18 protein-coding genes and 2 pseudogenes are annotated in these 23770 nt (G+C 72.8%); 4 read left to right on the forward strand and 16 right to left on the reverse strand.

Annotation, left to right across the window (positions count from 1 at the left end):
• Positions 1-86 precede the first annotated feature (86 nt).
• The 3 genes from ACWC5O_RS34800 to ACWC5O_RS34810 form a co-directional block, all read right to left on the reverse strand.
• On the reverse strand, positions 87-1934 hold the full coding sequence (locus ACWC5O_RS34800) for a transketolase (protein ID WP_450583077.1): 1848 nt from the start codon (positions 1932-1934) through the stop codon (positions 87-89).
• On the reverse strand, positions 1931-3253 hold the full coding sequence (locus ACWC5O_RS34805) for an NAD(P)/FAD-dependent oxidoreductase (protein ID WP_450583076.1): 1323 nt from the start codon (positions 3251-3253) through the stop codon (positions 1931-1933). The genes ACWC5O_RS34800 and ACWC5O_RS34805 overlap by 4 nt, the downstream gene beginning before the upstream one ends.
• A 117-nt stretch (positions 3254-3370) precedes the next feature.
• Positions 3371-3793: a phage holin family protein gene (locus ACWC5O_RS34810; RefSeq protein ID WP_450583074.1), complete on the reverse strand. Its 423-nt coding sequence runs from the start codon at positions 3791-3793 to the stop codon at positions 3371-3373.
• A gap of 93 nt (positions 3794-3886) precedes the next feature.
• Here ACWC5O_RS34810 and ACWC5O_RS34815 point away from each other — a divergent pair, with 93 nt between their 5' ends.
• Positions 3887-4234: a VOC family protein gene (locus ACWC5O_RS34815; protein ID WP_450583073.1), complete on the forward strand. Its 348-nt coding sequence runs from the start codon at positions 3887-3889 to the stop codon at positions 4232-4234.
• 13 nt (positions 4235-4247) lie between these two features.
• Here the strand turns inward: ACWC5O_RS34815 and ACWC5O_RS34820 are convergent, their stop codons facing one another.
• The 13 genes and pseudogenes from ACWC5O_RS34820 to ACWC5O_RS34880 all read right to left on the reverse strand — a co-directional run bounded on the left by ACWC5O_RS34820 (position 4248) and on the right by ACWC5O_RS34880 (position 20263).
• Positions 4248-6242, reverse strand: coding sequence for a DUF5107 domain-containing protein (locus ACWC5O_RS34820; RefSeq protein ID WP_450583072.1), 1995 nt, complete (start codon positions 6240-6242; stop codon positions 4248-4250).
• 40 nt (positions 6243-6282) lie between these two features.
• A pseudogene (locus ACWC5O_RS34825) lies at positions 6283-7182 on the reverse strand (arginase family protein).
• Positions 7183-7208: 26 nt separating this feature from the next.
• Positions 7209-7784 carry a GNAT family N-acetyltransferase gene (locus tag ACWC5O_RS34830; protein ID WP_450583070.1) on the reverse strand — a complete coding sequence of 192 codons (576 nt, stop codon included), beginning with the start codon at positions 7782-7784 and terminating at the stop codon, positions 7209-7211.
• Between the two features lie 33 nt (positions 7785-7817).
• Positions 7818-8119: pseudogene (locus ACWC5O_RS34835) on the reverse strand (peptidase S15); the annotation flags it as partial.
• Positions 8097-9020, reverse strand: coding sequence for a S66 peptidase family protein (locus ACWC5O_RS34840; RefSeq protein WP_450583068.1), 924 nt, complete (start codon positions 9018-9020; stop codon positions 8097-8099). The gene ACWC5O_RS34840 and the pseudogene ACWC5O_RS34835, both read right to left, overlap by 23 nt.
• Positions 9017-10981: a prolyl oligopeptidase family serine peptidase gene (locus tag ACWC5O_RS34845; protein WP_450583066.1), complete on the reverse strand. Its 1965-nt coding sequence runs from the start codon at positions 10979-10981 to the stop codon at positions 9017-9019. Before ACWC5O_RS34845 ends, ACWC5O_RS34840 begins: the two co-directional genes overlap by 4 nt.
• A gap of 3 nt (positions 10982-10984) precedes the next feature.
• Entirely contained in the window at positions 10985-12292 is a 1308-nt protein-coding gene (locus ACWC5O_RS34850) for a M20/M25/M40 family metallo-hydrolase (RefSeq protein ID WP_450583064.1), read from the reverse strand.
• A complete protein-coding gene (locus tag ACWC5O_RS34855) occupies positions 12285-13118 on the reverse strand; it encodes a M55 family metallopeptidase (protein WP_450583062.1) in 834 nt (277 codons plus the stop codon). Before ACWC5O_RS34855 ends, ACWC5O_RS34850 begins: the two co-directional genes overlap by 8 nt.
• Positions 13115-13582 carry a hypothetical protein gene (locus ACWC5O_RS34860; RefSeq protein WP_450583061.1) on the reverse strand — a complete coding sequence of 156 codons (468 nt, stop codon included), beginning with the start codon at positions 13580-13582 and terminating at the stop codon, positions 13115-13117. The genes ACWC5O_RS34855 and ACWC5O_RS34860 overlap by 4 nt, the downstream gene beginning before the upstream one ends.
• Before the next feature lie 219 nt (positions 13583-13801).
• Complete coding sequence (locus ACWC5O_RS34865; RefSeq protein ID WP_450583059.1) at positions 13802-14521, reverse strand: class I SAM-dependent methyltransferase; 720 nt, start codon at positions 14519-14521, stop codon at positions 13802-13804.
• A 130-nt stretch (positions 14522-14651) separates the two neighbouring features.
• Positions 14652-17105 (reverse strand): SpoIIE family protein phosphatase, encoded by a 2454-nt coding sequence (locus ACWC5O_RS34870; RefSeq protein WP_450583057.1) that lies wholly within the window; start codon positions 17103-17105, stop codon positions 14652-14654.
• A 153-nt stretch (positions 17106-17258) separates the two neighbouring features.
• Positions 17259-19655, reverse strand: a complete 2397-nt coding sequence (locus ACWC5O_RS34875; protein WP_450583055.1) for an MFS transporter — start codon at positions 19653-19655, stop codon at positions 17259-17261.
• A gap of 164 nt (positions 19656-19819) precedes the next feature.
• Entirely contained in the window at positions 19820-20263 is a 444-nt protein-coding gene (locus ACWC5O_RS34880) for an SRPBCC family protein (RefSeq protein ID WP_450583054.1), read from the reverse strand.
• A gap of 134 nt (positions 20264-20397) precedes the next feature.
• On the opposite strand from ACWC5O_RS34880, the gene ACWC5O_RS34885 reads away from it, so the two are divergent.
• The 3 genes from ACWC5O_RS34885 to ACWC5O_RS34895 all read left to right on the forward strand — a co-directional run bounded on the left by ACWC5O_RS34885 (position 20398) and on the right by ACWC5O_RS34895 (position 23646).
• The gene (locus tag ACWC5O_RS34885) at positions 20398-21480 is read left to right on the forward strand and encodes an Rv2578c family radical SAM protein (protein ID WP_450583052.1); all 1083 of its coding nucleotides are present in this window, start codon (positions 20398-20400) and stop codon (positions 21478-21480) included.
• A 136-nt stretch (positions 21481-21616) separates the two neighbouring features.
• Entirely contained in the window at positions 21617-23179 is a 1563-nt protein-coding gene (locus ACWC5O_RS34890; protein ID WP_450583050.1) for an alpha/beta hydrolase, read from the forward strand.
• Between the two features lie 68 nt (positions 23180-23247).
• Positions 23248-23646, forward strand: coding sequence for a RidA family protein (locus ACWC5O_RS34895; protein ID WP_450583049.1), 399 nt, complete (start codon positions 23248-23250; stop codon positions 23644-23646).
• Positions 23647-23770 lie beyond the last annotated feature (124 nt).

Here is a 23770-nt window from a genome sequence, read left to right on the forward strand (position 1 = left end):
GCCCCCGGCCAAACCTGCGGGAGGCAGCGGGCCTCTTCGTCGCAGCTCACAGGTGGCGGCGCGGCGCCCCCGCTGTCGGGCCCCGCTCAGCGCACGACCGCCTCCTCGACCAGCAGTTTCGCCGCGGCCGCGATGCCCGCGGCGTCGATGCCGGCCGCGTGCAACTGCTCGTCGGGCGCGGCCGAGCCGGGCATGGTGCGCACCGCGAGCCGGGCCAGGCGGGGCACGGGCCGGGCGTCGCCGAACGCCTCCGCGACGGCGTCACCGAGGCCGCCCTGCTCGTGGTGGTCCTCGACGGTCACCAGACAGCCGGTCTCCTCGGCGGCCCGGCGCAGGGTGTCCACGTCGACGGGCTTGACCGAGTACAGGTCGATCACCCGCACCGGGATCTCCTCGTCCGCGAGCCGGTCGGCGGCGGCGAGCGCCTCGTGCACGGTGACACCTGCCGCGACGAGCGTCAGCCGGTCCCGGTCACCGGAGCGCAGCACCTTGCTGCCGCCGACCGGGAACTCCTCCTCGGGGCCGTAGATCACCGGGGTGGCGCCGCGCGAGGTGCGCAGATAGCGGATGCCGTCGAGTCCGGCCATCTCCGCGACGAGCCTGGCGGTCTGGTTGGCGTCGCACGGGTACAGCACGGTCGAGCCGTACAGCGCCCGGAACATCGCCAGGTCCTCCAGGCCCATCTGCGAGGGCCCGTCCTGTCCGATCGCTACTCCCGCGTGCGAGCCGACCAGGTTGATGCCGGAGCCGCTGATCGAGGCCATCCGCAGGAAGTCGTGGGCGCGGGTGAGGAACGCCGCGAAGGTGACGGCGTACGGCACCCAGCCGCGGGCCGCCATGCCGACGGCCGAGGCGACGAGCTGCTGTTCGGCGATGTAGCACTCGAAGAAGCGGTCGGGGTGCTCCTTGGCGAACACCTCGGTACGGGTGGAGTCGCCGACCTCGCCGTCCAGGGCGACGACGTCGCCGCGTGCGCTGCCGAGCGCGGCGAGGGCCTTGCCGAAGGCGTCGCGGGTGGCGACCTCGTCCCCCTTGTCGTAGTGCGGCAGCTGGACGACCTCGGTGGTGAGGGAGCGGAGCATCGCGGCGGCGGGCGGCTCGCCGACGCGGACCCGCACATCGCGCGGTCCGCCCAGTTCGGCGACGGCCTCCTCGGGTTCGGGCAGCGGCTTGCCGTGCAGGCCCTCGCGGTCCTCGACCGAGGCGACGCCCCTGCCCTTGAGGGTGCGGGCGAGGACCACCGTGGGCTGCCCGGTCCGCGCCGCCGCCTCGCCGTAGGCCCGGTCGATCGCGTCGACGTCGTGCCCGTCGACCTCGATGGTGTGCCAGCCGAAGGCCGCGAAGCGGCGGGCGTAGGCGTCCAGGTCGTGGCCGTGCCGGGTCGGGCCGCGCTGGCCGAGCCGGTTGACGTCCACGATCGCGGTCAGGTTGTCCAGGTGCTCGTACGCGGCGTGTTCGGCGGCCTCCCACACCGAGCCCTCGGCCAGTTCGCTGTCCCCGCACAGCACCCACACGCGGTAGCCGACGCGGTCCAGGCGCTTGCCGGCCAGGGCGATGCCGACACCGACCGGCAGGCCCTGGCCGAGCGAGCCGGTGGCCGTCTCCACCCACGGCAGCCGGCGCGGGGTCGGGTGCCCTTCGAGGCGGCTGCCGAGCCTGCGGAAGGTGAGCAGCTCGACGTCCTCGACGACTCCAGCCGCCTTGTAGGCGGCGTACAGCAGCGGCGAGGCGTGTCCCTTGGAGAGCACGAAGCGGTCGTTGGCGGGGTGTTCGGGGCGTTCGAAGTCGTAGCGCAGATGGTGGGCGAGCAGGACGGCCATCAGATCGGCGGCGGACATCGAGGAGGTCGGATGCCCGGAGCCCGCCGCGGCGGCGGCCCGCACACTGTCGACGCGCAACTGCTGGCCGAGTTCGGTGAGTTCGGCGGTGTTCATGAGTCTCCTTCGGGGGGTTGCTGAGGAGAGGGCTGGTGCGCGGCCTCCGCGTCCAGGGGCACCGATCCGGAGCGGACGAGGCCCAACTGGACGGCCTGGCGCGGGAGTACGGCGTCCAGGAGCCAGTCGGCGGCGACGCGGACGCGGTTGCCGGGCAGCGCGGCCAGGTGGTAGCCGCGGGTGACCGCGCCGGCCGGCAGGCCGGACAGCGGGATGCCGAGCGGGTTGGCGGCGGCCTGGACGCCCCCGAGGTCAACGGCGAAGCCCAGGTCGCGGTGGCGGTAGGCGCGCCGGCGCCGGCCGAGGCCCAGCGAGGCGGCCACGTTCTCGCCGGCCACCCGGCCCTGCCGCCAGGCGTGCTGGGCCGTCATGGGCGTGAACTCTCCCGGGTGCTGCAGATCCGGTACGGCCGCCGCGTCACCGCAGGCGAACACGTCCGCGTTCCCCGGCACCTGGAGGTACGGATCGACGATCAGCCGACCCCGCTCCAGCGGCTGTCCGACGGCCTCGACCAGCGGATCCGGGCGGACCCCGACGCACCACACCAGGGTCCGTGACTCGACGAACTCCCCGTCGGTGAGCAGCACCCCGTCCCGGGTGGCCTCCTTCACGGAGGTCCCCGTCCGTACGTCGACGCCCCGCGCCCGCAGCACCCGGTCGGCCGTGCGGGAGAGCCGCTCGTCCAGCTCCGGCAGCACCCGCGGTGCGGTGTCGAGCAGGATCCAGCGGGGCCGCCCGAGGCCTGCCGGCTGCCGGCGCGCGAGGCTGTCGGTGAGCAGCTGCATCTGCGCGGCCACCTCGGTGCCGGTGTAGCCCGCGCCGACCACGACGAACGTGCACCGGGCGGCGCGGACCCCGGGGTCGTCGGCCACGGCGGCCAGCTCCACCTGCCGGGTCACGTGGTCGCGCAGGTACAGCGCCTCGGGCAGCCCGCGGAACCCGTGCGCGTGCCGGGCGACACCCGGGATCGGCAACAGCTTGTTGACGCTGCCGACGGCCAGCACCAGCCGCTCGTAGCCGACCGCCCCGCTGCCGCCCTCGGGGTCCGTGTAGTGGACGGTGCAGCCGTCCAGGTCGACACGGTGCGCCTCGCCGAGCAGCAGCCGCACCCCGTGCAGGGTGCCGGGGAGCGACACGGTGACCCTGCGGGGTTCCAGGAGCCCGGCGGCCACCTGGGGCAGCAGGGGCAGATACAGGAAGTAGTCGGTCGGGTTGAGCAGCGTGATCAGGGCACGGCCCCGGGTCACACCGGCAAGGGTGCGAGCGGCCCGGTACCCGGCGAAACCGGCGCCGACGATCACGACGCGTGGTCGACTCACGGTGTGCCTCCGGCGGTGTGGCTCCTCCGAGGCTTTCCGCGTAACCGGGGCCGCGCCACTCAAACGCCGCTCACGTCACCCGGACGCCGGTGCGGGCCCCGTCGCGCCCTGCGGGGGTCAGGCCCGGTGGTGGGGGCCCTCGGGATCGATGTCCGGCCGGAGGGGGGCCTCGGACGGCATCGGCGGGTACGGCGTGCCGGGTCCGCCGGGCGGGGCGCCGGCCTCGGCCGCGGCGGCCGCATGCGGGTGTTTCGGGTGGGCGGCGCCGCGCAGCACGTAGGCGACGACACCCAGGATCGCGGCGGTGACCAGCGCGGCGGCCCAGCCGGGCAGGCCGGCCGCGAGGCCGAGGCCCAGGGCGAGCGCGATCGCACCGCCCGCGTACAGGGCGACCGCGCCCGAGGCGGCGTAGAGCATGGCGGTGCGCCGCTGCCTGCGGGTCTGCTCGCGCAGCTCGTCGCGGACCGTTTCGCGTGCCACCTGAGCCAGCTCTTCGACGAGGTGCTTGTCCAGATGTTCCAGGTGATCCATGTGCTCCATGAACTGCGGGTACCCGCCGCACACGATGCGTAACAGCGGCAGCCGCGGCCCTGGCCTGTGCGCGCCCCGCCCGCCCCAACTAGGCTCGTCCGCATGGAGATTCTGGGCGCCTCGCTGCGCATCTGCGTCGACGACCTCGAAGCCGCGATCCCCTTCTACGAGCGTCTCGCGGGCGGCAGAGCGCTCCGGTTCGAACGCGGGGGCGTCCAGGTCGCCGCGATCGGCTCCTTCCTGCTGATGAGCGGTCCCGAGTCCGAGCTGGAGGTGTTGCGCAAGGTGGCGGCAACGATCGCCGTGAAGGACGTGGACGAGGCCCACCGGCTGCTCACGGAGCTGGGCGCCCACATCGTCGCGGGACCGGTACCGACGCCGGTGGGCCGGAACCTGCTCGCGGTACACCCGGACGGCTCGGTCTTCGAGTACGTCGACCACCACGGCTGAGCGGGAGCGCCGCTCAGGCCGTGTCCGGGCGCATCCGGAAGTCGTAGCGGGCGGGCAGGGGCTCGTCGGTGAGACGGGCCCACAGCCGGCCGATCACCTCCGCGCCCTCCCGCAGGTCGGCGACCTCGAAGCCCGCGTCGAAGACCGCCCGGGCGTCAGCGCGCCGCCCCTCGGCGAGCAGCAGCTCGGCCTCCAGCAGCCGGAACCGGCCGCGCCGGCGGACGGCGGGCAGCAGCCGCTCCCACACGGCGCGGGCGTCCGCCGTCCGCCGGGCCCTCAGCAGCGCTTCCAGGGCCTCCCGGCCGAGCGCGGCCACGGCGGCCGTCCAGGCCTCGCCGTCGTCGCGCCGCTCGCGACCCAGGTCCTCGAAGGCCTCCGCGTACCGTTCGGCGGCCCGCTCGTGGTGGCCGGACTCCTGGTCGGCCACGGCGAGGCAGCGCAGCAGGGGCCACAGGGACGGGGCGAGCGGGAGGGCGCGTTCCCAGCTGCGGACGGCCTGGGCGCGGTCGCCGGCGTGCCACTGGGCGACGCCGAGGTGGTACTCGGTGTGCGGGGTGGCGGGCGCGGTCTCCAGCATGTCCCGCCAGTGCGGGGCGACCAGCGTCTCACCGGGCGGGCGGACCCGGCGCGGCTCGGGCAGGGAGCCGGTGCGCAGCAGCTCCCGCCAGGGCGCCTGTGCCTCGCCCAGGGTGGACTCGGCGAAGGGTGTGCCGGGCAGTTTCCAGTCGGCGCGCAGGACTTCGAGCGCGCCCCAGCCGGAGCCGGTGGCCAGGATCTCGCCGGGTTCGGTGTCGGCGTACGGCTTCCAGGCCGCGTAGGCCTCCTCGACGCGGGCGCGCGGCAGCACCGCGGCGAGCCGCTCCTCGGCACCCTGGACGGCCGTCGGCCACTCGCCCTCGGCGGGTGTGTCGAGCGGGCCGTACGCCTCCAGCCAGGCCACCTCGCTCTCCGGCTCCAGCCGTACGTGCTCCAGCTGGGTGCGGGCCAGCCCCGCCTGGATCTCGCAGTAGCCGCCGGTGCCGGGCTCGGTCAGCCACTGCTGCCAGCGCCGGCCGCCGGGCCCACTGCCCCACACGAACAGCTTGCGGCCGCGCAGCACGTCGGTGGAGGTCTGCACCAGCCCGTGCCCGTCCGCGTCCAGCGCGGCGATCCAGCGGCGCCGGCCGTCGGGCAACTCGTAGAAGTAGTCGGCGGCGTAAGGGCTGTTGAGGGGGTGGGTGCGGTCGATGCCGTCGTACGAGGGGACGGGCACCCGGCGCAGCCGGCACTCGTGGCCGATGGGGGTACCTCCCACGCCCTTGAGGCAGTGGAGGAGCCAGGCCTCCTCGGTGGGGGCCAGGATCCGGCGCTTCTCGGGTACCGCGGTGTTGGACCACCAGTACGTGGGCACCGGGCGCTCGTGCGGATTGCGGATCCGGACGCCGACGTGGAGGAAGTCGGAGCCCTCCGGGAGCCACAGGTCGACCTGGAAGGGCAGGTCGCGCAGCCGCTCCCACTCCCAAAGGCGCAGCATCTCACCGCCGTCGGGGGCGGGGACACGGGCGGCGTGCAGGGGGGCGCAGGAGAGGGTGGTGTGGCCGGTGGCGCCGATGTTCCACTCGATGCCGCCGGAGTACCAGGCACCGTTGAGGGCGAAGGCGGCGGGCTGGAACACCGGGTTGCGGTACAGGAGTTCGCGTCCGGTGGGCAGGTGGACCAGGGAGACGATCCGGCCGCCGAGGCCGGGCAGGACGGTGGCGCGCAGCCGGTCGTTCTCGATCACCAGCGCGTCGAGGGCGCGGGGTTCCCGGGTTCTGCCGTACCCGTTGCGGACACGCACCGGCAGCAGGCTGTGCAGCGGCTCGTAGCCGAGCTGCCGGGCCATGTCACGGGGCATGTCGTCCCGTTCGCGGCCGTCGATGCGGTGGGTCTCGTCGAGCTGCCGGAGCGGGGGCAGGGGGTTGTCGGGTCCCAACTGCGCGGCGGGCAGGGTCAGTACCTCACGTCGGATCCTCGTCACGATGGCCATGGAACCCGGCGTGCGGTGAGTCGGCCAGGGGCGCTGCCGGTCAGGATTGCGCAAAGGCGTCCACGACCACGTCGGCGAGCAGCGCGCCCGCGGTGCCGTCCGGGTCGAGGTCGGGGTCGTAGATGGTGACGTTGAGGCCGACGCAGTGCGGGGAGGCGAGCAACGGGCGCAGCAGCTCGACCAGTTCGGCGATCTGGAGGCCGTCCGGGTCGGGGCTGTCGACGGCGGGCATCACGGACGGGTCGAGGACGTCCGCGTCCAGGTGCACCCGGAAGCCGTCGAGCTGCGGCACCTCGAAGGCCTGTGCGGTGGCCCGGGCGACGGCGTCGGCGCCCCACTCGCGCAGGTACCCGACGGTGGCCACGGGGATCTTCAGCGCGGCGAGTTCGGCCCGGTCCTCCTCGAAGCAGTCGCGGATGCCGAAGAACCGCACGTCCTCGTCCCGCAGGTAGGGCCCGAGCCCCTCCAGGTTCGTGAGGTCCTGCTGCCCGCGCCCGGTGGCCAGCGCGACCTCCTCGCCGCCCGCCGCGCCGATCCGGTCGGAGTTGCCGGGGTGGCGGAAGTCGGGCGAGGCGTCGATCGCGGCCAGCCCGTACCGGCCCAGGCGGCGCAGGGCGAGCGAGGCGCCGAGCTGGATGGAGCAGTCACCGCCGAGCACGACGGGGAAGTCACCGGCGCGGAGGTGGTGTTCGAGGCGGTCGGCGAGCTTGCCGGTGCAGGCGGCGAGGGCTGCGGCGTTGAAGACGCCGTCGCCCTCCTGCCAGTCGCCCCGGTCGTAGCGCGGGGGTACGACCACCCCGCCCTCCCGTGCGTGCAGCCGCTGCAGGATGCGTTGGTCGCGCAGGGCCCCGGCCAGCTTGTATCAGCCGGGTACGGCACCAGGGCCGGGCGGGCGCAGGCCCAGGTTGGAGGGGGCGTCGAGCAACACCATTGTCCGCATGCGGCCCGTCCTCACCGAAGAAACGATCAGCCGGAAGACCGAGGAGACGGTCGGCCGCCGGAGCGCATCTCCACCGTCAGCGCCCAGCGTTCATGGTCCCGCCAGGCCCCGTCGATGAAGATCATGTCGGGCGAGAATCCCTCCAGGCGGAAGCCGGCGCCACGGGCCAGCGCGACGGAGGCGGCGTTGCCGGGCTGTGCATTGATCTCCAGCCGGTGCAGGCCCAGCGGCCCGAACGCGTATCCGATCACCAGCTCCAGGCCTTCGCGCATCAGCCCTCGGCCGGCCGCGTGCACGAAGGCGCCGTAGCCGAGGGCGCCGCACTGGAAGCCGCCGCGGACGATGTTGTTGATGTTGATGAACCCGGCGATGTCCCCGCTGTCCATCTCGCACACGAGGAAACCGGCGCGGCTCGGATCCTCGATGAGGGGTCCGGCGTAGGTCGCGTAGCCCTCGTCGGTGTCCGGCGGGAACAGCCACGGCCGGTGCAGGTCCTTGCTCTCCCTGGCCCGGGCGGTGAACTCGGGACCATCGTCGAGGGTGAAGGAGCGGATGCCCACGCGGGGGCCTTCGGCGAGGTAGCGGGATGCGGTGTGCGGCATCCCGCCAGCCTACGTGTCACCGGTCGCGGTGACTCAGCCGAGCACCGGAAGCTCCAGCACCCCGGTGTCGCCGGGCGCGCCGACGACGGTGACCGGCTTGATGCCCCGGTTGCCGTAGTACGCGTCGTCGCTCGCCGCGATCACGAACCGCAGCCGGTGCACCAGCGTGTGCGTGCCGTCGGGCGCGACGTCGTACAGCTTGGCGAACAGGACGAGCCCGTCGGCGGCGTTGCCCGAGTGCTGCGTCCGCTCGGCCTTCGGCGAGACGGCCTTCGGAGTGGCCCGGGGTGCGCCGACGACATCGGTGGAATCTCAGCGCAGGGCGGGCTCGTCCAGCGTCAACGTGCCCGCGTCCGCGTCGAGTTCGGCCGCGACGCCGAAGGGGATGGTCAACGCGCCCTCGCAGTGACCGAATCCGAACTCCTCGACCACGGGGACACCCAGCGAGCCGAGCCGGTCGGCGAGCATGGGCCGGACCCGCTCGTAGGGGTCGCACTCCGCCCAGGAGCCGAGCAGTACCCCACGCACCCCGTCGAGCCAGCCGGAGCGCAGGAGTTGGGTGAGGTAGCGGTCCAGTCGGTACGTCTCCTCGCCCACGTCCTCCAGGCACAGCAGCCCGCCGCTCGCCGACGGACGGGCGTGCGGGGCACCGCGTTCCGCCGCGAGCAGGCACAGACAGCCGCCGAGGGTGACCCCGCGGGCCCGGCCGGGGACGAGGGCCGTGCCGCCGGAGGAGATGGTGCGCACGGTCTCCGGCTCGAAGAGCGTGGCCCGCAGATGCTCCTGCGCCCGCTCGTTCTTGATGAAGTCGATACCGGCCGCCATCGGCCCGTGCAGGGTGGCGAGCGCCAGGCGGGTGGCGAAGGCCTCGTGCAGGACGGTGATGTCACTGAAGCCGACGAACACCTTCGGGCCGGCCGCCCGCATCGCCTCCCAGTCGAGCAGGTCGATCATCCGCTGGACGCCATAGCCTCCGCGGGCGCACAGGACCGCGTCCACCGCCGGGTCGCACCAGGCCCGCTGGAAGTCGGCGGCACGGTCGGCGTCCGTGCCCGCCAGGTAGGGGAACTCCCCGTGCCGGTCCAGCACATGGGGCGCGGCCACCGGGTCGAGGCCCCAGCCGCGCAGCACGTCGAGTCCCGCGTGCAGCCGCTCCTCGGGCACCGGCCCGCTGGCGGCCACCACGGCCACGCGCGCCCCGGGGGCCAGCCTGGTGGGCCGTACCAGCTCTCTCACGTGCGCAACTCCAACTCCGGGACACCGGGCACATCCAACTCGAACACCTGAGCGTACAGGGACAACTCGGCCTCCAGCGCGCGCACCATGGTCTCGGCGCGCCGGAACCCGTGTCCCTCCCCCGCGAAGGTGAGATAGGCGTGCGGCACGCCCCGGCCCTCGATGCCGGCGAGGAAGCGCTCGCACTGGGCGGGCGGGCAGATCACGTCGTCCAGGCCCTGGAGCAGCAGGAAGGGCACGGCGAGCCGGTCGACGTGCGCGGTCGGGGAACGCTCGGCGTACCGCGCGGGCACCTCGGTGAGCGAGCCGATCAGCGACTCCAGGTACCGCGACTCGAAGTCGTGGGTCTCCCCCGGGCCCCAGGTGGCGAGGTCGAGCACGGGGTAGACGATGGTGCCGCAGGCGTAGACGTCGGTCGTGGTCAGGGAGGCGGCGGTGGTCCAGCCGCCCGCGCTGCCGCCCCGGATCGCGAGCCGGTTCCGGTCGGCAGTGCCCTCCTCGGCGAGGGCGAGGGCGACGGCCGCACAGTCCTCGACGTCCACCACGCCCCACTGCTCGCGCAGCCGCTCCCGGTAGGCGCGGCCGTACCCGGTGGAGCCGCCGTAGTTGACCTCGACGACCCCGATGCCACGCGAGGTGAAGTAGGCGATCTCCAGGTCCAGCACGAGCGGCACCCTGCTGGTGGGGCCGCCGTGCGCCCAGATGACGTAGGGCGGCAGCTCGCCGTCGAGGGGGGTGCGGCGCGGGTGGTGGGGCGGGTAGACGTGGGCGTGCACCTCGCGGCCGCCGGGTCCGGTGAAGGTGCGGATCTGCGGCTCGGGATAGTACGCCGGGTCGACCGGATCCCGGTGCCGGGCGCCGATCGCGCGGGCGCGGCCGCTCCTGTTGTCCAGCTCGACCACTTCGTATCCGGTGCGCGGGCTGGCGCCGACCGCGACGACCCGGCCGCCATGAGCCGCGAGGCTGGGCGCGAACTCGGTCCAGGGTCCGGCGGCGTCGACCACCTCGCCGGACTCCGGATCCAGTATCCCGAGCACGGTCGCGCCCCGACCGTGGACGACCGCGATCAGCCCGTTGTCCAGCGGCGCGAACCAGCGCAGGCCGAGCTTCCACAGCGGCCCGGCGAACTCCTCCTCGCGCGGGCACAGCGGGGTGCCGTCCCGGTACAGGTTCCACCAGCCGCCGCGGTCGCTCGCGTACAGGAGACGGCCGTCCGTGTCCCACTCCACCTGCGCGACGGCCTCCTGCGGACCGCCCGCGACCGTGTGGACGCCATGCAGGGTGCCGTCGTCGCCGACCTCGCCGACGAGCAGTTCCGTGCCGTCCCACGGCATCCGCGGATGGTCCCAAGCCAGCCACGCGGCCCGGCGGCCGTCGGGCGAGAGCCGGGGGCCGGTGACGAACCGGTGCCGCCCGTCGGTGAGTTCGCGTACGGCGGCCCGGTCGTCGGCGGCCGAGCCGTCCAGCGGTACGGCGGCCAGGACGCGCCGTACGTCGTCCGGACCGTCGCCGGTGAACTCCTCCAGCACACACCACACTTCACCGCGGGCGAGGTCCACCTGCGGTTCCGCCCAGCGCAGCCCGTCGCCCACCGGGGAGAGGGGGGTCAGCGGGCGCGGCTCGCCGCCGGGCTCGTACCGGTACAGGCGCTGGTCGGTGAAGTGCGTGAACACCACCAGGGGCCCGGCGTCCCGCATCACCCCGGTCCAGGGCCGGCCGCCGTATTCGATGACCCGGCTGCGCACGTTCCACGGCGCGGCCAGCAGCGACTCCTCCATGCCGTCGCCGGCTCGCCGCACCAGCGCCCGGCGGCCGCCCTCGGCGGGCCGGGGCTCGGTCCACCAGACCTCGTCCCCGACGAAGCCCACCCACTCGGGGAGCCCGTCGTGCGCGGCGGCCAGCGCCGCGTCGATGGGCGAGGGCCAGGAACCGTACGCCTGCTTGTGCACCTCGTCCCCCATCGCCTAGGCCGTCCGCAGGAAGCGGTCGAGCACGCGGACGCCGAAGTGCAGCGCCTCCACGGGGACGCGCTCGTCGACGCCGTGGAACATCGCCTGGTAGTCGAAGTCCGCGGGGAGCTTCAACGGAGCGAAACCGTAGGCGGCGGTGATGCCGAGCAGCGAGAACTGCTTGGCGTCCGTGCCGCCGGTCATGCAGTACGGCACCACGTGTCCCTCGGGCGCGAACTCCTCGACGGCCGCCCGCATCCCGGCGAACGTGGGCGAGTCGACGGGCGCCTGCAGCGCGACCGACCGGTGGTGGAACTCCCAGTCCACGTCCGGCCCGGTGAGCCGGTCGAGGGTGGCGATGAACTCCTCCTCGCCGCCCGGCAGATAGCGCCCGTCGACGAAGGCGACCGCCTCCCCGGGGATCACGTTCACCTTGTAACCGGCTTCCAGCATGGTCGGGTTGGCGCTGTTGCGTACGGTCGCCTCGACCAGCTTGGCGGCCGGGCCGAGCTTCTCCAGCAGCCCGTCCACGTTCCGGAAGTCCGGTTCGAAGCCGTACAGGGCGGCGAGTTCGGTGAGCGCGGCCCGTACCGTCGGGGTGAGCCGCAGCGGCCACTCGTGCTCGCCGATGCGGGTGACGGCGGCGGCGAGCCGGGTCACCGCGTTCTCCTTGTTCACCTTGGAGCCGTGCCCGGCCCGACCGCGCGCGGTGAGCTTCAGCCAGCCGGTGCCGCGCTCCCCTGCGGCGATGGGGTAGATCTCCCGGCCGGCGCCGTCGTGGAAGGTGAAGGCACCCGACTCGCCGACGGCCTCCGTGCAGCCCTCGAACAGCTCCGGATGCCGTCCGGCGAGGAACCCGGAGCCGTCTTCGGCGCTGTCCTCCTCGTCGGCGGTGAACGCGATGACGATGTCACGGCGGGGCCTGATGCCCTGCCGGGCCCAGGAGCGGACGACCGCGAGGATCATCGCGTCCATGTTCTTCATGTCGACGGCGCCGCGCCCCCACACGACGCCGTCGCGGATCTCGCCCGAGAAGGGGTGCACGCTCCAGTCGGCGGCCTCGGCCGGCACCACGTCCAGGTGGCCGTGGACGAGCAGGGCGTGGGCGGACGGGTCGGTGCCCGCGATCCGGGCGACGACGTTGGTCCGCCCCGGTGTCCGCTCCAGCAGCAGGGGTTCCAGGCCCGCCCCGGCCAGCCGCTCGGCCGCGTACTCGGCGGCGGGCCGCTCCCGGCAGTCGCCGCCGCCCCGGTTGGCGGTGTCGATCCGGATCAGGCCGGAGGTGAACTCGACCACCTCGTCCAGTGCCTGCTGGTCAGCCATACTGCTCCTCCACCGCGGACGAGACGATCGTGGTGACCGCCTTGAAGGTCCGGATTCCCTCGTACATGGTGTCGCTGGTGTACGCCACCTTCCGCTCGCCGATGCGCGCGACACCCGGGACGACGGTCGCCGCCATCGCCAGGTGCTCGGCGTCGAACTCGACGGCCACGGTGAACGGCCCCCCGTGCACGGGCTCATGGCGGACGGCCAGCCGCGCCGCCTCCTTGGCGGCCGCGCGGATGTCGGCGGCGGTCCGGGCAGGCGTACGGCACACCGCCGCATACCGGGACACATGGTCCTTGACCGCGACCTTCAGCGCCTCCGGCGCGTACCCGAGGGCGTCCTCGCAGGCCAGGTCGTCGCCGGTGACGAGCACGACCGGTACGCCGTACTCGGCGACGACATGTGCGTTGAGCAGACCCTCGCTCGCGCGGACGTCGTTCACCCACACACCGGTGATCTGGTTCGCGAGGTAGGTGTGAGCGAGGACGCCCTCCATGCCGGCACCCGCGTGGTAGCCGACGAACGCGATGGCGTCCACGTCGCCGTACTGCACGCCCTCCACCATCGACAGCGCCTTGTGCCGCCCGGTGAGCATCTCGACCCGCTCGTCGAGCTGTTCCAGCAGCAGGTTGCGCATGCTCCAGTGGGCCTCGTTGACGAGCACCTGGTCGGCGCCGCCGTCGAAGAAGCCCAGCACGGCGGCGTTCACGTCCGAGGTGAACATGGACCGGCACCGCTCCCACTGCGGTGTGCCCGGGAGCACGTCGGCCGGCCAGGTGACGCCGGTGGCACCCTCCATGTCCGCACTGATCAGGATCTTCATGCCCGGCACGTTACGCGTCCCGACCGGGGACAGGCTACGACGGGGCCGCGCCCTTTGTGCAGCACCTCCAGGGGCTCGCCGCACACCGGCAGGAAGACGTCGACGCTCGGGTAGTGCCGCGGCTGCCAGCGGCGGACGAGCCGCCGGTGCGCCTTGAGGTCGAAGCTGGGCGCGAACGCCTCCAGGCGCAGCGATATGAGGAAGCCGATGACGGCCAGCAGCGGGGTGGGAGCGAACACCCAGATCCAACCGCTGTGCCGGGCGGTGTCGGCCTGGCTGTACAGCACACAGGCGAAGCCGAGGAAGGAACTGGACGTCAGCACCCAGGTGTAGCGCTTGACGTAGCTGTACCTCTCCCGTTCGTCGGGGGGTGTGGGCAGCAGCCCTGCGGGGGCCTTCGGGCGCCCGGAGCGCGGAGCACGCCGCCGCCCTCGGCTGCGTACTTCGGCCGTGCGGACGGTCACGGCTAAGGGCCGCCCCCCTCTGCACCTTCGGGTGAATCAGCAAGGGGAATGCTGTAGGAAGGATCTTCACGTAAGGGACACGACTTAGTCACGGCCGGACCATGCCGCCCGGGCCGCCGGCGCGGGGCGTCCGGGCCCCGGCCGGTGGACCGCGCGGGGACGGCGGCTACGGCGTCCGCCGGCCCCGCGCGCGAGGGTGCTCCGGAGTCTGCGGACCGCTCACTTCCCGGCCAGGACGAACCAGCGCGCCGGCAGGTCGATGCGGGTGCCGTCGGCGAGGTACTCGGTCTGCGGCAGGGCCGTCTCGCCGCTCGCGAGCACCTCCAGGCCGGCCTCGCCGAGCAGCCGTGGGATCTCCTCGTCGTCGGCGTCGGCGGGTTTGAGGCCGTGCTGGAAGACGCGGCGCAGCTTGGGCCCCGGGCCGTCCGGGCCGGTGGCCGCCCGCTTGAGGACGTCCCGTGAGCCGGAGGTCAGTTCGACCACGAAGGCACGTCCCTCGGTGCCGATGATCTCGGCGACGGCGGCGGCCACCGCGGCGCGTGCGTCCGGTTCGCTCTGGTGGATGACGGCCCGCATGTACACGTGGCTGTCGCCGAGCCGCTCGTGCAGGGCCCGTATGGCGCCGGTGTCGGTCAGGTCGAGCTGCTGGAACTCGACGGTGTCGCCGTTCTCGGCGTGGCGGGCGTGCTCGACGGCGGCGTGCGAGAGGTCGACGCCGACCGCGCGGGCGAAACGGGTGGCGAGGTAGCGGGTCTGGGTGCCGTTGCCGCAGCCCAGGTCGACGATGGTGCGCGCGGTGTCCGCGTACGGTAGGAGCAGCTCACTGTGCGGCTCCGCGGTGAGGGAGGGATCGGAGTCCCAGATCGCCTCGCCCGTCGCGTCGGAGGTCTCGCGCCAGTAACTCTCCCACGCGTTGCGGTAGTTGTCCGAGACGTTCATGACGATCTCCCCACGGTCGGTTCCGTGATCGGGATATCGCGACGGCCGCGGGTTGGGCAAGGGGCAGGCGGTCACCTTTCACCGGGCGTACGGCCCCCGGCAGCCCCGGGGTACGCGGTCGCCCCCCGGTTCACTGCCTTCCGTTGACGGCCTGTTCGAACCAGACGGTCTTGCGGTGCCCGGTCGCGCTGGCGCCCCACTCGCGGGCCAGCCGGCTGACCACGCGCAGTCCGCGGCCCGACTCGTCGTACGGTCCGGCGCTGAGCATCGCGGGCAGGCTCGGTTCGTCGTCCGTGACCTCGAAGAGCAGCGCGTCGGTGCGGACCACCCGCAGGCCGACCCGGCCGCCCGAGCCGTGCTGGACGGCGTTGGTGACGACCTCGCTGACCAGCAGCTGTGCCGTCTCCACCGTCTGCGGCAGGCCCCACTCCAGCAGCCGGTCGCGGACCAGGCGCCGGGCCCGGGCCACCTCGTGCGGGGCGGCGTCGAGGTGCCACTCGGCGACGTGGTCGTCGGGGATGCCGTTGAGCCGGGCCATGAGCAGGGCGACGTCGTCCTTGCGGCCGCCGCGGGTGTTGAGGGCGCGGATGATGGTGTCGCAGGCGACGTCCATGGAGGCCGCGGGGTGGGCGGCGGACTCGCAGAGCGCGGCGAGGCCCTCACCGATGTCGGAGCCGCGCACCTCGACCAGTCCGTCGGTGCACAGCACCAGCCGGTCGCCCGGTGAGACGGGGACGACGGTGGACTCGAACGCGACACCGCCAACCCCTATGGGAGCGCCGGTGGGCAGGTCGAGCAGTTCGCTGCGGCCGTCCTCGGCGCGCACCAGGACGGGCGGGATGTGTCCGGCGTTGGCGAGGTGCAGTTCGCCGTGGATCGGGTCGTAGACCGCGTAGAGGCAGGTGGCGAGGTAGTTCTCGCCGAGCCGCCGGGCCAGGTCGTCCAGGTTGCGCAGCAGTTGGGCCGGCGGGGTCTCCATGGCGGCCATGGTCTGTACGGCCGTACGCAACTGGCCCATCATCGCTGCCGAGTTGAGGCCGTGACCCATGACGTCGCCGACCACGAGGGCGGTGCGCGAGCCGGGCAGCTTGATGGTGTCGAACCAGTCGCCGCCGATCCGGCCGAGCCGGGTGCCGGGCAGATAGCGGGTCGCCACGTCGCAGCCGGCCATCCGCGGGGTCACCTGCGGCAGCATGCTGTCCTGGAGAGTGTCGGCGACGTTCTCCTGATACGTGTACATGCGGGCGTTGTCGAGCACGAGGCCTGCGCGGGCGGCGAGTTCGGCGCCGGTGGTGCGGTCCATGTCGTCGAACGCCGGGCGGTCGGGGCGGCGCATGAGCACCATGAAGCCGAGCACGACGTTGCGTGCCTTGAGCGGCACGATGAGCAGGGAGCGGCCGGTGATGAGCGGCCTGAGGTCGCGCTTCTCGAACTCGCCGGAGATGCGGTTGGACAGCTCCTCGGTGACCCTCGGGATGAGGACCGGTTCGCCCGTGACCATGCACTTGTAGAACGGGGTGTGTTCGGGGAAGGCGAACGCCTCGCCGACCGGCACGGTGTCGTCCCAGCGGCCCGGTTCGTCGTTGTGCTCGACCCACACCCGGAACATCACGGTGCTGGCGTCCGGCGGACCGTCCGGGAAGCCCTCGCCGGCCAGGACCGCGGCACGCAGATGGGTGCCTGCGAAGTCCGCGAAGCGGGGCACGGCGGCGCTGGTGACCTCGCGGATGGTCTCGCCGAGGTCGAGCGAGGTGCCGATGCCGGAGCTCACCTCGTTGAGGAACTCCAGCCGCTCGCGCACGGCGGCGTACTCGAGGTCGTGCTCGGCACCGGTGGGGATCACGGAGGCCGTGCGCTGCTGCGGTACGACGGCCTCGGCGGGGCCGCGGCCGGGGCGGCGCGGGACTCCCCAGTACGGGGTGACGGGCACCCGGTCGTACTGGCTGAACTCCAGGACGGGATAGCCGAGTTCGAGGACCTGGGAGATGATGCGGCCGCTGAGTCCGGGGCCCATGTTGGGCAGGATCTCGGGGAGCCGGCGCTCCAGTTCCTCGGAGGCGGGCAGTTCGGTGTGGCGGGCGAAGCCGGGCGAGATGCGTTCGGCGGTCTCGTCGTCGTAGCCGCGCTCGTCGCGCAGCCGGGTGGCGTCGGCGGCGAGGACCAGCAGTCGGGAGGGTCCCGGGCCGACCAGTGGGTAGGCCCACCACAGCACGTCGATGCGGGTCCGGTCGTCCTCGTCCGGGCACAGCCGGGCGCGGCCCGCCGTCGCGTAGCCGGTGCGGCCGTCGAGGGAGGACTCCAGGTCGGGGCCGAGTCCGTCGTGCGCCTGGTGGAGACCGTAGGTGTCCGGCAGCGCGTCGCCGGGGAGGTCGTCGGAGAGTGCGCCGGAGACGGGGAGCAGGTCGGCCGCGGGACGCCCGATCGCGTCCTCCCGGTCCACGCCGAACAGGCGGCGCGCGCCGCTGCTCCAGTGCGACACCAAGCCGTCGCGGTCGACGACGACCACACCCAGCGGAACCCGGCCCGCGACCGCGTCGTCGGCGCCGCGGCCGGGAGGTGTGTCCCGCTCGCTGCCACGGTCCATGGCCCAGGCCCTCTCTCCCCACGGCTGTTCGCAAACGATCTGTGCCGCCCGCCACTACGGTACGGCGGCGGCCGGTCGCGATGTGTGGCAATCCTGGAATTGGTTTCACCGGATCGCCCCGGCGCGCAGCTCAGCGCCCTGCGGGCGCCCCCCTCAGTCCTCGTGGCCGAGTTGGAGGTCGCGTTCGGTACGGCCGCCGCCGGCGACCTGGAGGACTGTTGCGACCGGTGGGTAACCTGCGGCGATGACGGTGTACTCGCCGGAGGACAGGTCCACGAACCGGAACGTTCCGTCCGCTGCGGTGGTGAGGCTGTCCACGACGTTGCCGGCGGCGTCCAGCAGCGTCACCCGGGCGTCCTCCACGGGGCGGCCGCCGTTCGCCCGGACGGTGCCCTTCAGGACGGCGCCGCCCGCGAGTTCGATGTCCTGCCGGGTCTCCCGGGCGGCCTGGACGGTGACTGGGAGGGCGGCGGGACGGAAGGCGGGCGCACTGGCGGCGAGGGTGTACTCGCCGGCGACCAGTTCGGTGATGACGTAACTGCCCTCGCGGCCGCTGCGGGTGGCCGCGACGACCTCGCCGTGCACGTTGGTGAGGGTGACGGTGGCGTCGCGGACGGCGCTGCCGTCGGCGGTGAGCACGCTGCCCGCGAGGCGTCCGGCGCCGCCGAGCACGACGTCGAGTTCGACGGGCCGCTCGCCGACGGTGACGGAGACGGCCTGCGGCTGGTGACCGCCCGCGGCGGCGATCAGCACGTACGCGCCGGAGCCGGGGGTGGCGAGCGCGTACCGTCCGTCCTCGCCGCTCGCGCCCCGTCCGACCTGCTGTCCGGCGATGTCGATGAGGGTGAGCGCCGCGCGGGGCACCACGGTCCCGTCGGGGTGCTGCACCGTGCCGCACACCGGGATTCCGGCGGTGTGCGGTGAACGGGCCTGCGGGATCGGGGCGTTCACGGCGGGGGGCTCCGTCTCGGTGGCGTTGTGGGACACCAGCGGTTTCTCCTTGAGGAAGAAGGCGATGAGCAGGCCGAGGACGAGCACCGGGACGAGGTAGAGGAAGATCCGGGGCATCGCGTCGGCGTAGGCGCGGATGTAGGCGTCGCGCAGGGCCGGCGGCAGCGCGTGGACGAGCTGCGGCGTGAGCGACTCGGGGTCGGGCAGCCGGGCGCCCGCGCGCGGGGGCAGTTCCCGGCGCAGGGCGTCGGTGAGCCGGCCCGCGAAGAGGGTGCCGAAGACGGCGGCGCCGACGCTGCCGCCGATCTGCCGGAAGTAGGTGTTGGCGCTGGTGGCGGTGCCGAGATCGGCGGGGCGCACGGAGTTCTGCACGGCGAGGACGAGGACGGGCATCACCAGGCCGATGCCGGCGCCGAGGACGGCCATCCAGATGCTGTAGTGCAGGCGCGGTGTGCCGGTCTCCAGGCGGGACAGCAGCCACATGCCGACGGCGGAGAGGGTGCCGCCGAGGAGGGGGAAGAGTTTGTAGCGGCCGGTGAGGGTGATGAGCTGGCCACTGATGACGGAGGCGCCGACGATGCCGGCCATCATGGGCAGCATCAGCAGCCCGGACTCGGTGGCGCTGGCCCCGTCGACCATCTGCAGGAAGGTGGGCAGATAGCTGGCCGCGCCGAACAGGGCGACGCCGATCACCAGGCCGACCAGGCCGGTGACGTTGAAGACGGAGTCCCGGAACAGCCGCAGCGGGACGAGGGGTTCGGCGGCGAAGTGCTCGGCGACCAGGAAGAGGACGGTGGCGGCGAGGGCGCTCGCGCCGAGGCCGAGGATCTCCCGGGAGTCCCAGGCGTACTCGGTGCCGCCCCAACTGGTCAGCAGCACCAGGCAGGTGGAGGCCGCGGCGAGCAGCAGCGCCCCGAGCACGTCGAGACGGGCGCGGACCCGCGGCTTGGGCAGCTTGAGGACGACCGTGACGACGGCCAGGGTGACCAGGCCGAAGGGGACGTTGACGTAGAAGCACCAGCGCCAGGAGAGGTGGTCGGTGAAGTAGCCGCCGAGGAGCGGTCCGGCGACGGAGGCGAGGCCGAAGACGGCGCCGATCAGGCCCATGTAGCGGCCGCGCTGCCGGGACGGCACGATGTCGGCGATGATCGCCTGGACGCCGATCATGAGCCCGCCCGCACCCACGCCCTGGAGGGCGCGGAAGGCGATCAGCTGGTCCATGCTCTGCGCGCGCCCGGCGAGCGCGGAGCCGACGACGAAGACCAGGATGGCGAACTGGAAGACGCCCTTGCGGCCGAGGAGGTCGCCCAGCTTGCCGTACACGGGCAGGCCGACGGTGGACGTGAGCAGATAGGCGGTGATCGCCCAGGACATCCGGTCCAGGCCGTGCAGCTCGCCGACGATCTTCGGCAGTGCGGTGGCGACGATCATCTGCTCCAGCGCGGCGAGGAGCAGGGCGAGCATGAGCCCGAAGAACACCAACCGCACCCGGCGCGCGCCGAGTCCGGCTGCCGGTGCGGGGGGCGCAGGTTCGCCGGCGGTCTCCGCCGGGGCCGGTGCCGCGACCTGCTCGTGCTGCACCAGAGTCGTCCCGCCCACGTACGGCTCCCCTCGTCGCGCCTGTCACACATTTCCCGCGTAAGGCGACAACTGCGAACAAGTACGGCGAGTTACGGAGCAATCCCGAACGGGACGGAGTTCCACTCGATCCGGTGAGGGGTGCGACGCCAGCACAACACCCCTTCACCGGCCGGAGTTTGGCCCTACTTCTCCACCTGGGCGGCGAGGTTGGCGAGGATCGCGTCGTAGATCCGGCCGAGCCCCTTGGGCGCGAAGGTCCTCTCGAAGAAGCCGCCGATGCCGCCGGCGCCCTTCCAGGTGGTGGTGACGACGACCCGGGAGCTGCCCTCACCGGCCGGGGTGACACGCCAGGTGGTGACCATGGAGGAGTTACGGTCCTTCTCCACCAGTTCACCGTCGGTGGGCTCGCTGACCTCCAGGAGGCAGTCGCGCACGCGCTTGCTGGTGGCCTGGAGCTTCCAGTGGACGAGAGTGCCCTCGCCGTCACCGCCCTCGCGCACCTCGTACTCGCTGAAGTGCTCGGGCAGCAGCTGCTGCCGCGTGCCGCTGTAGTCGGCGAGCGCGTCGAACACCGTCTCCGCGTTCGCCGCGACGACCCGCTCCGTGGTGGCTTCGACCTGCGCCATTGCGTTCCTCCAGGACCTGGTTTCTCGGGGTTGGGGCAAGCCAACCACCCCGGCGCCCGGCCACCCAAATCGGGGTCGCACGATCATGGGAACATATGTTCCATTCTGTGCGCGAGCGCTACCGAGGAGGCGTCATGCGCTGGGAGAACCTCACCGTGAACTCCGGGGACTCCGGGGACTCCGGCGGTCACGGCCGGGCCGCCGATGCCGCGCTGTTCGGCGCGGACGCCGTCGTCACCCGCACCTTCGACACGCCCGAGTTCCGCGGGATCACCTTCCACGAGGTGCGGGCCCGCTCGGTCCTCAACCGGGTGCCGGGCGCCTCGCGCATGCCGTTCGAATGGACCGTCAACCCCTACCGCGGCTGCACGCACGCGTGCGTATACTGCTTCGCCCGCAAGACGCACAGCTACCTGGACCTCGACACGGGGATCGGCTTCGACACCCAGATCGTGGTGAAGGTGAACGCGCCCGAGGTGCTGCGCCGCCAGCTGGCCTCGCGCCGCTGGCAGGGCGACCACGTGGCGATGGGCACCAACGTCGACTGCTACCAGCGCGCCGAGGGCCGCTACCGGCTGATGCCGGGCATCATCTCGGCCCTCACCGAGCACGCGAACCCGTTCTCGATCCTGACCAAGGGCACGCTGATCCTGCGTGACCTGGAGCTGCTGACCCGGGCGGCCCGGGTGACGGACGTCGGCATCTCGGTCTCCGTGGGCTTCACCGACACCGAGCTGTGGCGCACGGTGGAGCCGGGCACACCGGCGCCCGAGCGCCGCCTGGACGTGGTGCGCACCCTCGGCGAGCACGGCATCGGCTGCGGGGTGCTGATGGCGCCGGTCGTCCCGTTCCTGAGCGACCACCCGGCCCAACTGCGGGACACCGTGCGGGCGATCGCGGCGGCCGGGGCCACCTCGGTCACTCCGCTGGTGCTGCATCTGCGGCCGGGCGCCCGGGAGTGGTTCATGACCTGGCTCGGCCGGCACCACCTGCACCTGGTGCGCCGCTACGAGCGGCTGTACGCGGAGGGCGCCTACGCACCCAAGTGGTACCAGCGCCGGATCACCCGCCAGGTGCACGAGCTGGCCCAGGAGTACGGCATCGGGCCCACGCGCGCGGGCACGGCACGCCGAGACAGGGGGCTCCGGCCCAACGAGGCCCTGCCGGCCGCCGAGCATCCGGCCGTGTCAGAGCCGACCCAACTCACCCTTCTTTGAGAGCGTTAGAGGGCATCCCTCGACCCAATTGGGTCAACTATGAACATAACAGGTTCTTCAGGGCGCTCTCTTCGGGACGATGCGGCGAGAACCGTGACCCTCGCGGTTCGCATCACCCTCCGTCCCGGGAGGACCCATGAGGACACGCGCAGCGATGCTGTGCGCAGCCGCCGCCATGGTGGCGGGCTCGGTCACGGCCGTGCCCGCACAGGCGGCCCCCACCGCTCCGGCGGCGAAGCTCACCTGGAAGACCTGCGGTACCAGCGACTACCCGACGCTCCAGTGCGCGTCCCTGAAGGTGCCGCTGGACCACACGCACCCGTCCGGCAGGCAGATCACCCTCGCCCTGTCCCGCGTCCCGCACACCGCGGCGGCCTCCCAGGGCCCGCTGCTGGTCAACCCCGGCGGCCCGGGCGGCAGCGGTCTGACGCTCGCCGGGTTCGTCGCGTCCGCGCTGCCCAAAAGCGTGGCGGCGCAGTACGACGTCATCGGCTTCGACCCGCGCGGAGTGGGCCGGAGCACCCCGGCCCTCGACTGCTCGCCACGCCACTTCAGGACGGTGCGTCCCGACACCGTTCCCGCCACGGCCGCGCTGGAGCAGAAGAACCTGCAGCGCGCGCAGTCCTTCGCCGCCGCCTGCGGCCGCAAGTACGCGAGCGTGCTGCCGCACATCAACACCGTCGAAGCGGTCCAGGACATGGACTCGGTCCGGCAGGCCCTGGGCGCGCGGAAGATCAGTTACTTCGGCTACTCCTACGGCACCTACCTCGGCGCGGTCTACGCCAAGCTCTTCCCCGCGCGCGTCCACCGCCTGGTGCTGGACTCGATCGTGAACCCGACCGGCGTCTGGTACCAGGACAACCTCGGCCAGGACTACGCCTTCGAGGACCGCCACCGGGCGCTGATGGCGTGGATCGCCAAGTACGACTCCACGTACCGGCTCGGCAAGGACCCCGCGAAGATCATGGCCGCGTGGTACTCGATGCGGGCGGCCCTGGCGAAGAAGCCGGCGGGCGGCAAGGTCGGCGCCTCCGAACTGGAGGACACCTTCATCCCCGGCGGCTACTACAACGGGTACTGGCCCTACCTGGCCAAGGCATTCTCGGCCTACGTCCGCGACAAGAACGTCGAGCCGCTGGTGGAGGCGTACCAGCACTTCGCCGCCGTGGACACCTCGGGCGACAACGGCTACAGCGTCTACACCGCGGTGCAGTGCCGGGACGCCTCCTGGCCGCACTCGTGGAACCGCTGGCGGACGGACGCCTGGGGGGTGTACGCGAAGGCACCCTTCATGGCGTGGAACAACGCCTGGTACAACGCGCCCTGCGCGTACTGGCCGGCCGGCACCCTGAAGCGGGTGAACATCGCCAACGGCAAGCTGCCGCCGACGCTGCTGTTCCAGGCGACGGACGACGCGGCGACCCCGTATCCCGGCGGTGTGACGGCCCACCACCTGCTGGCCCGCTCCAGCCTGGTGGTCGAGGACGGCGGCGGCAACCACGGCATCACGCTGAGCGGCAACAGCTGCCTGGACAAGTACCTGGCCGACTATCTGACGAGCGGCAAGGTCCCGCACGGCACCGGCACGGCGGACGCGGTGTGCCGGAAGTCCCCGGACCCGAAGCCGCTCAAGGCGAAGGCGGCCTCGGCATCCTCGCGCGGCTCGACCCTGCACGGCCTGATGGGTCTGCGCCGCTGAACGGCTCCTGACGGCCCGTCGGGGGCCTTGTCGGGGCGTTGTCGGACCCGTGGTCCACCATGGGACGCATGAGCGAACCGACCCGCATCCCCGCCCCCGACGGGGTCGCGCCCGCGGCCCAGTACAGCCACGTGGTCAGCGCGACCGGCCGTTTCGTCGCCGTCTCCGGCCAGCTCGCCCTGGACGAGGACGGCAAGCTCGTCGGCGAGGGCGATCCGGCGGCGCAGGCCCGGCAGGTGTTCGAGAACCTGAGGCGCTGTCTGGCCGCCGCCGGGGCCGGCTTCCAGGACGTCGTCAAACTGACCTGCTTCGTCACGGACATCGCGTATCTGCCGGCGATCCGCGCGGCCCGCGCCGCGCACATACCCGACGACCGGCTTCCGGCGGCCTCGGCCGTCCAGGTGGCCGCGCTGGTCGCCCCGGAGTTCCTGATGGAGGTCGAGGCGTTCGCGGTGGTGGGCGGATAATCACGGGCGCGTCGCGGGAGCGGGTCCCTAGTGCCCCGGCAGGCAACGTTTGCCCGTCAAGGAGCGGCGTCCGGTGCGTGCTCTCGGCGTGCCGGCCGGAAGTCCTCGTACTGGACGTACTTGG

This window comes from Streptomyces sp. NPDC001450, assembly GCF_053597295.1.

Bases quoted from the DNA above. Each gene is read 5' to 3' on its own strand.
- ACWC5O_RS34800 (WP_450583077.1), bottom strand. From the start codon at position 1,934: ATGAACACCGCCGAACTCACCGAACTCGGCCAGCAGTTGCGCGTCGAC.
- ACWC5O_RS34810 (WP_450583074.1), bottom strand. From the start codon at position 3,793: ATGGAGCACATGGATCACCTGGAACATCTGGACAAGCACCTCGTCGAA.
- ACWC5O_RS34815 (WP_450583073.1), top strand. From the start codon at position 3,887: ATGGAGATTCTGGGCGCCTCGCTGCGCATCTGCGTCGACGACCTCGAA.
- ACWC5O_RS34820 (WP_450583072.1), bottom strand. From the start codon at position 6,242: ATGGCCATCGTGACGAGGATCCGACGTGAGGTACTGACCCTGCCCGCC.
- ACWC5O_RS34830 (WP_450583070.1), bottom strand. From the start codon at position 7,784: ATGCCGCACACCGCATCCCGCTACCTCGCCGAAGGCCCCCGCGTGGGC.
- ACWC5O_RS34845 (WP_450583066.1), bottom strand. From the start codon at position 10,981: ATGGGGGACGAGGTGCACAAGCAGGCGTACGGTTCCTGGCCCTCGCCC.
- ACWC5O_RS34850 (WP_450583064.1), bottom strand. From the start codon at position 12,292: ATGGCTGACCAGCAGGCACTGGACGAGGTGGTCGAGTTCACCTCCGGC.
- ACWC5O_RS34855 (WP_450583062.1), bottom strand. From the start codon at position 13,118: ATGAAGATCCTGATCAGTGCGGACATGGAGGGTGCCACCGGCGTCACC.
- ACWC5O_RS34865 (WP_450583059.1), bottom strand. From the start codon at position 14,521: ATGAACGTCTCGGACAACTACCGCAACGCGTGGGAGAGTTACTGGCGC.
- ACWC5O_RS34870 (WP_450583057.1), bottom strand. From the start codon at position 17,105: ATGGACCGTGGCAGCGAGCGGGACACACCTCCCGGCCGCGGCGCCGAC.
- ACWC5O_RS34880 (WP_450583054.1), bottom strand. From the start codon at position 20,263: ATGGCGCAGGTCGAAGCCACCACGGAGCGGGTCGTCGCGGCGAACGCG.
- ACWC5O_RS34885 (WP_450583052.1), top strand. From the start codon at position 20,398: ATGCGCTGGGAGAACCTCACCGTGAACTCCGGGGACTCCGGGGACTCC.
- ACWC5O_RS34890 (WP_450583050.1), top strand. From the start codon at position 21,617: ATGAGGACACGCGCAGCGATGCTGTGCGCAGCCGCCGCCATGGTGGCG.
- ACWC5O_RS34895 (WP_450583049.1), top strand. From the start codon at position 23,248: ATGAGCGAACCGACCCGCATCCCCGCCCCCGACGGGGTCGCGCCCGCG.